Source organism: Synechococcus sp. R6-5 (genome assembly GCF_047461775.1).
Taxonomy (GTDB): Bacteria; Cyanobacteriota; Cyanobacteriia; order Thermostichales; family Thermostichaceae; genus Thermostichus.
On record NZ_JANSHV010000172.1, the window covers coordinates 1 to 6,750 of the forward strand.

A 6,750-nucleotide genomic window follows, 5' to 3' on the forward strand; every position below is an offset into this window, starting at 1 on the left:
AATAAAAACCACGACTGCTATCAGCCCTTGCCGCGTGGTAGGGCGCTCAAGGGGATCCCTGGCCAAGACCGGCGGCTGATACAATAGCTGCCCAGGGATCCAAACCAAAGATCTCTGGATCTCTGCTTTTCCAACAGGATTTCCCCACAAGCCCGATGGCAGGCCCGATCCGAGTGGTGGGTAGCTTGAACATGGATTTGGTGGTGCAGGTGCCCCATCATCCCGGCCCTGGGGAAACGGTGCTGGGATCCGACTACGCCACCTACCCTGGCGGCAAAGGAGCCAATCAAGCGGTGGCAGCGGCGCGGGCGGGAGCCCAAGTAGAGATGTGGGGAGCGGTGGGATCCGATGAGTTTGGGCGTCTGCTCCAAGAGAACCTGGAGCACAACGGCGTGGATACCCGCCACCTGAGGCAGTTGGAGGGGCCCAGCGGCCTAGCTTTGATCACAGTGGATCCCGGCGGGCAAAACAGAATCGTGGTCAGCCCTGGAGCCAATGGTCGCTATCTGCCGGAGCATTTGCCTCCCTTTACCCCAGCGGCCCTGCTCCTGCTGCAACTGGAAATCCCCCTGCCCACCGTGCAAGCTGCAGCAGAGCAAGCCTTTGCCCAAGGGATCCCGATTTTGCTCAACCCTGCGCCCATCGTGCCATTGCCGGGATCCCTGTTGCGCCGGGTTCGCTACTTGGTGCTCAACGAAACCGAAGCGGCTGCCCTTGCCCAATCTCCTGTGGAAACGCCGGAACAAGCCCAAAAGATCGCTCAGGAGCTCCAGAAGCACGGGATCCCAGCCGTTATCCTTACCTTGGGAGGGGCAGGGCTGGTCTGGGCAGATGGGGAAGAAAGTGGCCATTGGCCCGCCCATCCCGTGGAGGTGGTGGATACCACCGCTGCCGGAGATGGGTTTTGTGGGGCCTTAGCTGCCTGTTTGGCTGCCGGGGGATCCCTGAGGGAAGCCCTGCGTTTTGCCAATGCCGCCGCTGCTTTGGCCGTAACCCGTGCAGGAGCCCAACCTAGCTTGCCCCAGCGCTCTGAGATTGAGGCATTTTTGGCCTCTGCCGTAGAAACAGCATAGACTGCTGCTTATCAAAAGTTTTCGACGTCTGCGGTGGAGAAGTTCATTGGCCGTTTGCGTGAGCGCTATGGGGAAACCGCAACCTCCACAGGACAGAGCGGGGCCAAATCCTTTTTCCGAGCTGCTACTCATAGCCGGCGGAGGGGATCCCTTGCTCCATTGAGTACTGCTCAATAGTGCCTTGTCTTCCCTTGTGGGTGTCTTTAGAGTTAGGTAGTGAAAAGAAAGTATTCGGTAATTCTGATAAAGGCCCGTGAGTACCCTCCTTGCTGAAGATGACGCTCTCTACCGTCAGCATGTTCATAGCCTGCTAACACAACATTTGCCTGAGTTCGGCCCGGTGTATATAGCCTCGAATGGTAGAGAGGCGTTGGAACTTTACCGCCAGCACCACCCCAGCTTCGTGTTGATGGATATCCGCATGCCCGAGATGGCCGGGATCGAGGTAGCACGACAGGTTTGGTCAGAGTGCCCCAGCACGCGCATCATTTTTTGGTCGCATTTTGCCGATGAAGTCTATGTGCGGGAGCTGCACAAGATCGTGCCTCCGCAAACCGTCTATGGCTACCTTTTGAAAAATTGCACCGATGAAAAATTGGTCAGCGCTATCCAAGCAGTGGTGCAGGATGAGCAATGTGTGATCGACCGAGAGGTGCGCGGGGTCGATTCCCGTTCACAAAACAAAATTACCGGTCTCAGCGATGCCGAGTACGAAGTGTTGATCGACATTGCCCTCGGCCTCACCGACCAGGCCATTGCTGCACGGCGCTTTTTGTCCCGCCGAGGGGTAACCAACCGTCTGCGCAACCTCTACGACAAACTAGAGGTGAGCAACGACCAAATTGAGAGCGACGAGTGGGGAACCACCTTCAGCTTGCGGGCGCGAGCCATCCGTCTTGCCTTCAAACGGGGGTTGATTAACGCCCAACTGCTGGACGAGGAGGAAGTGCATTTGGATCACTGGCTCAGCCGCTACCGACTGGATCCGTTGGACTAGAGAGTGTCTGAGCTGTCATCGCCCTTGGCAAACACTTGCCGGTCGATTCTCCCGCCAAAAGAACCGGGGCCAAAACCTCCTCCTAACCGTCATGGAGAAGCAAGCCGGCAGTGTGGGGGGTCGCTAGCGGAAAATCATCTCGGCAACCGCCTCAAAGCCGGCATCCAACAGCTGATCCAACACCGACTGGGCCTGGCTGCGACTGTCGTAGAGGCCAGCCTGCAACACCGTTCTCCCGTTGAAAACCGTTTCCACCGCCTCGGGGATGAGCTGCCGCAATCGGTTCAAGTCATCGCTGCTCTTGGGGGTCACCAACACGCGAAATTGAGTTGCCGTTCGCGTTGGCGAAACGGAGTCGTTACCCACAGCAGCCACAGGGGGGGCAACTGGAGTTGTAGTGGGAGCAGAGGGAGTAGTTGGGATCCCCGTGGACGGGCGACGGGCCGGCGGAGGCAGGAGGGTGGTGATATCCGTGAGGGGAGCCGACGGTGGCCTGGGAACAGGGTCAGCCGGCTGAGCAGGTGCGGTAGAGCCATCGGGGGTGAAGGGGACAGCCACAAACTGCTCCCCCGGAGGTTGGGGCTGGGGAGTTGCCTGAGGGCTGGAGGGATCTGGCAAGATGCGCCCTCCGGATCCTTGGGGCGGAGAGGGGGGAACCGGGGCAGTAGACTGGGGCACCGTTAAAACCGGTAAGGTGGAGGGGGTCTCAGCCGCTGGCCGGGGATCCCTGGGAGTAGCCGGCTGGGCCGGAGCGCTGGGCAGAGCCAAAGTGCCAGGGGCAATGGGGCGGGGAGCGCTGTCGGGAAGGGCGGCAACGGTGGTTTGACCGGACAGATCCAGATCCCCTTTGGCTTTGCCCCGCAGTTGGTTGCCGTTGGCATTGAGGCGCAGGCCGCGGGTGGCGTTGTGGATGTCGTATTGGCCGTTGCCCTCAAAGATGTTGTTGCCGGGATCCGTGGCCGTGCCCAGATCCGGCTGGGCAGTGGTGATGGCGGTGAGGCCGGTCTCCAAGTTCTGGGCGATGAGATTGTTGCGCAGGATGGGCCTGGAGCTGCCCCCGACAACCACGCCGGTACGGTTCTGCAGAATGCGGTTGTTGCGCACAACAGGCGCCGAGCGTTGGTCGATGGTGAGGCCAAAGCCGGTTTCTTGGAACAGGTTATTGACGATGGTGGGCTGGGAGGTGCCCAAGACGGAAATGCCGTTGGCCCCGTTTTTATAGAAGCGGTTGCCCTCCACCCAGGGATTGGCAGCGCCGGCAATGAAGATTCCATCGTGGATGCTGCCCACAAAGCTGTTGTTGAGAATGCGCGGGGAGGCCGATTCGACCCAGAGGGCATAGCCGCGCCGCCCCTGGTTGCGCAGGGTAATTCCTCGCACTTCTGCGCCGGTCTCTGCCAGCAGAGCAACATTTTGTCGGCCTAGGGTCGGGCTCATGTAGGTACCGCCGCCGGTGATGAGATAGCCCTCTCCCAAGGTGGACTCGTCCCCACGCAAGGTGAGGCCGGCTTTCAGACGGATGGGGAAGGTTTCGCCGCTCTCCTCGCTATATACCCCGGGAAAAAGCTGAATGACGCTGCCAGCTTGAGCCCGCTGAATGGCATAAGTAATCGTCTTGAAGGGGTTATTGCGGGATCCATCCCCACGGGTATCGCTGCCGTTGGCCGCATCCACGAAAATGGCCGGGCGATTGTCCGGGAGCGGGGGAGCTTGAGGCAGGGTCTGCTCACCGGTAATGCCGGTGTCCAGGGAAGTTTGCGCCCAGCCGGGATCCAACTTTGCTGTCAGCAGTAAGGTGGTGCCAAGCATCAGAGAGGTTGCCAGCCGCGTCAGCATTGCAGAACGATGGCGCTGCGCCCGCAGGCCGGGCAGGACTGCTGTAGATTGGTGTTCGCCGGATTTCTGCAGACCAATAGGCAGTAAGGACAATAAGGAAGAGATCATGGTGGTTATCCTCACACCAGGCTGGGCTAGAGAAGAAAGGCCGAGGTTATCCTACCAAACTGAGTAGGCGGGATCCTACCCTATCCGCCAACTCCAAATACGGACTAACGCAGGCTTTTTTTGCAAGTCTAACACTAGCCCTAGAGTAACCTCCCTGCTTGCGCCATGACCTACAAAACCCTTGTCCCCGAACATCTGCCCCAAGAGCCGTCGCTGCTTGAATCCGAGATCCTGCTGTCTCCGGTCTCACCGTGGCAACCCCTGATTCATCTGCTGCTGTTGGGGATCCCGGCCTTCTTGCTGCTCTTGGGAAAGCTGATGGCTCAGCCGGTCTTGGGCTGGGGGGCGGTGCTGGCTTGGCTGGGCCTGGCGGGCTGGTGGGGGCGATCGCTTTGGGCTCAGATCGGACGCCGTCTTTGGCAGTGGCTGACCACTTGGCCTCAATTGGCCTGGGCGGGAGTGGCCCTCAGCTTGGCCGTGATGGGAGGGATTGCCGGGAGCGGGCTGTTTTCTGCCTTGGGATCCCTGAGTTGGGAAGCAATTGGGGCTTTGGGAGAAGTGTTCGGGGCCACAGGCCAAATCTTGATTGCCATCCTGGCCGCCTACATCGCCTGGCGGCAGTACATCATCTCCCGCGATCTCACCATTCAGCAGAATATCATTACCCAGCAGCAGACCATCGACGCCTACTTTGAAGGCATTTCCAACCTGGTCTTGTCTCCCGATGGGCAGTTGGACGATTGGCCCCTGGAGCGGGCCATTGCTGCCGGGCGCACGGCTGCTTTGTTGAACGGGGTGGATCGCTTCGGCAAAGCCAAGATCCTGCGCTTTCTCTCCACCGCTAACCTGCTCAGCCCTCTGCGGCGAGACGAACACCTGGGCCGACCCATTCTGGACGGCAAAGGGGGTTACCAGCGGGATCGCGTGAACGGCATCCGAGTGGTCAACCTGGGCACGATGCTGGAGGGAGCCGACCTGCATGGCACCCTGTTGCGGGCGGTGGATTTCAGCGAAGCCAGCCTGGAGCGGGCCAACCTGAGCGGCTGCGATCTCAGCCACACCAATCTGTGCGGAGCTAACTTGCGGAATGCCGACCTGCGCGGGGCCGATCTCTACCGCGCTTTGCTGTTTGTGGGATCCCCTCAGACAGCTTCCCCTGCTCAGCCAGGGCAAAAGCCCGATTTCAAGACCGGGGCCTACACCGGCGCCATCGTGGCAGGAGCAGATTTTCGCCAGGCTCGCCGCCTTTCCCCCGAACAGCGGGCCTACCTGGTCACCTGGGGTGCCAAGCTGGATCCCGCGTCCGAACCTCTCCTCAACTCTCCTCAGCCGCGTTTGGATCCTGCCGACAAAACGGAGTCGTTTCCCCCACCTGCCCCAAGCCCTTGAGCGAGAATAAATCGATAAGCCTGGTTCAGGGCTTTTGCTGCCGATTCTTCGGCTATTGCAACTCGCCTCTCCCTTGGGGATGAGGGCGATCCCCTTCGATTCTCAAACATGGCACGGTTGCTCACCAAGTTCTGGCTGCTGGAGCGCTATCTATTTGGGCAGATGCTCACCCCAGTGCTGACCGGTGTTGCGGGGGGAACCCTGCTGCTGCTGGTGGGCCGACTGTTTACCCTGGCCGAGCGGCTGGTCGAGGGATCCGTCCCGCCTCTAACGGTGTTGCGTCTTTTGGTTTTGGATCTGCCGGAGATGGTGGTGCTGGGCATGCCCATTGCCGCCTTTTTTGCCACCATGCTCACCTTGGGCAAGCTGAGCGGCAACAGCGAGATCACCGCTATGCGGGCAGCCGGGATCCCGTTTAGCCGGATTTTCCGGCCCCTGCTGCTGGTGGGGTTGGCCATGAGCTTGAGCGCTTTTTTCATCAGCAACGTGCTGCTGCCGGCCAGTAAACAGCAAATCCGCCAGATCGATCAGCAAGCTTTGCTGGCCCAGGCCACCACCCCGGTGCAATACGATGTCTTTTTCAAAACCGAAGACAACCTCTGGTTCTTCATCCGCCAAGTGGATCCCCGGTTAAATACGATGCAAGATGTTACGATTTTGCGGGTGGATCCCTTGCCGGGGGGCAAATACCAGTTGGCGGAAGTGACCTTGGCCGCTCAGGCAGTGTGGAATGGACTGGAGTGGAGCCTCAGCGAAGGAGCGACCCACCTTTACGGCCCCACCGGCCTCAGCATTGCCGAGCAAACGTTTCATCGCAAGCCGTTGCAAGTTTCTCAGGATCTGGCTGCCCTAATGCAGCCGCCGGTTCCCCCCAGCGAGTTGAGCTTGCCGGAGCTGGCGGAGCGGATTTCCCGCCTGGCCCGCTCCAATCTCAATACTCAGGCTCTGCGCACCGAGTTCCACATGCGCTTCTCCCTGCCCTTGGCCAGCTTTTTTGCCGTGCTGATTTCGCTACCCCTGGGATCCACCACCGCGCGGCGGGTGGGACGCTACGGGGGCGTCGTCTTCGGGATCCTGTTGGTGTTTGGCTACTACGTGGTTCTGAGCGTGTCTCGCAGCTTGGGAGAAGTGGGAGCCCTTCCCCCTTGGGCGGCAGCCTGGAGCTTCAACATCTTGTTCGGCGGCATCGGACTGGTGCTGCTGGCCCGTTTCCTGCGCTAGGGATCCACCCTAGAATCCGCCAGTCTCAGTTCTCAAGGATGTCTCGAAGAAGGCAGGGATCAACTTTCCTTTCTCTCTCCTCTCGCCTCGCGTAGCTCAGGTTTCCGTCCCCTTGCGGGGAAAAGG

Annotated in this window: 5 protein-coding genes; 4 read left to right on the forward strand and 1 reads right to left on the reverse strand. The window is 60.0% G+C overall.

The annotated features are described in order from the left end of the window. Positions 1–155: 155 nt before the first annotated feature. Positions 156–1,073, forward strand: coding sequence for a ribokinase (gene rbsK, locus NW818_RS09640; protein ID WP_414424423.1), 918 nt, complete (start codon positions 156–158; stop codon positions 1,071–1,073). Between the two features lie 253 nt (positions 1,074–1,326). Continuing rightward, the gene (locus NW818_RS09645; protein WP_414424424.1) at positions 1,327–2,070 is read left to right on the forward strand and encodes a response regulator; all 744 of its coding nucleotides are present in this window, start codon (positions 1,327–1,329) and stop codon (positions 2,068–2,070) included. 123 nt (positions 2,071–2,193) lie between these two features. Here NW818_RS09645 and NW818_RS09650 read toward each other — a convergent pair whose 3' ends face one another. Next, positions 2,194–4,014 carry a DUF1565 domain-containing protein gene (locus NW818_RS09650; RefSeq protein WP_414424425.1) on the reverse strand — a complete coding sequence of 607 codons (1,821 nt, stop codon included), beginning with the start codon at positions 4,012–4,014 and terminating at the stop codon, positions 2,194–2,196. A 165-nt stretch (positions 4,015–4,179) separates the two neighbouring features. Here NW818_RS09650 and NW818_RS09655 point away from each other — a divergent pair, with 165 nt between their 5' ends. Together NW818_RS09655 and NW818_RS09660 are read left to right on the forward strand one after the other, a co-directional pair. Next, entirely contained in the window at positions 4,180–5,403 is a 1,224-nt protein-coding gene (locus NW818_RS09655) for a pentapeptide repeat-containing protein (RefSeq protein ID WP_414424426.1), read from the forward strand. A 108-nt stretch (positions 5,404–5,511) separates the two neighbouring features. After that, positions 5,512–6,624 carry an LptF/LptG family permease gene (locus NW818_RS09660; protein ID WP_414424427.1) on the forward strand — a complete coding sequence of 371 codons (1,113 nt, stop codon included), beginning with the start codon at positions 5,512–5,514 and terminating at the stop codon, positions 6,622–6,624. The last annotated feature ends 126 nt before the right edge of the window (positions 6,625–6,750 follow it).

Coding starts and splice junctions, on each gene's coding strand:
- rbsK (WP_414424423.1), top strand. CDS start 156: ATGGCAGGCCCGATCCGAGTGGTGGGTAGCTTGAACATGGATTTGGTG.
- NW818_RS09650 (WP_414424425.1), bottom strand. CDS start 4,014: ATGATCTCTTCCTTATTGTCCTTACTGCCTATTGGTCTGCAGAAATCC.
- NW818_RS09655 (WP_414424426.1), top strand. CDS start 4,180: ATGACCTACAAAACCCTTGTCCCCGAACATCTGCCCCAAGAGCCGTCG.
- NW818_RS09660 (WP_414424427.1), top strand. CDS start 5,512: ATGGCACGGTTGCTCACCAAGTTCTGGCTGCTGGAGCGCTATCTATTT.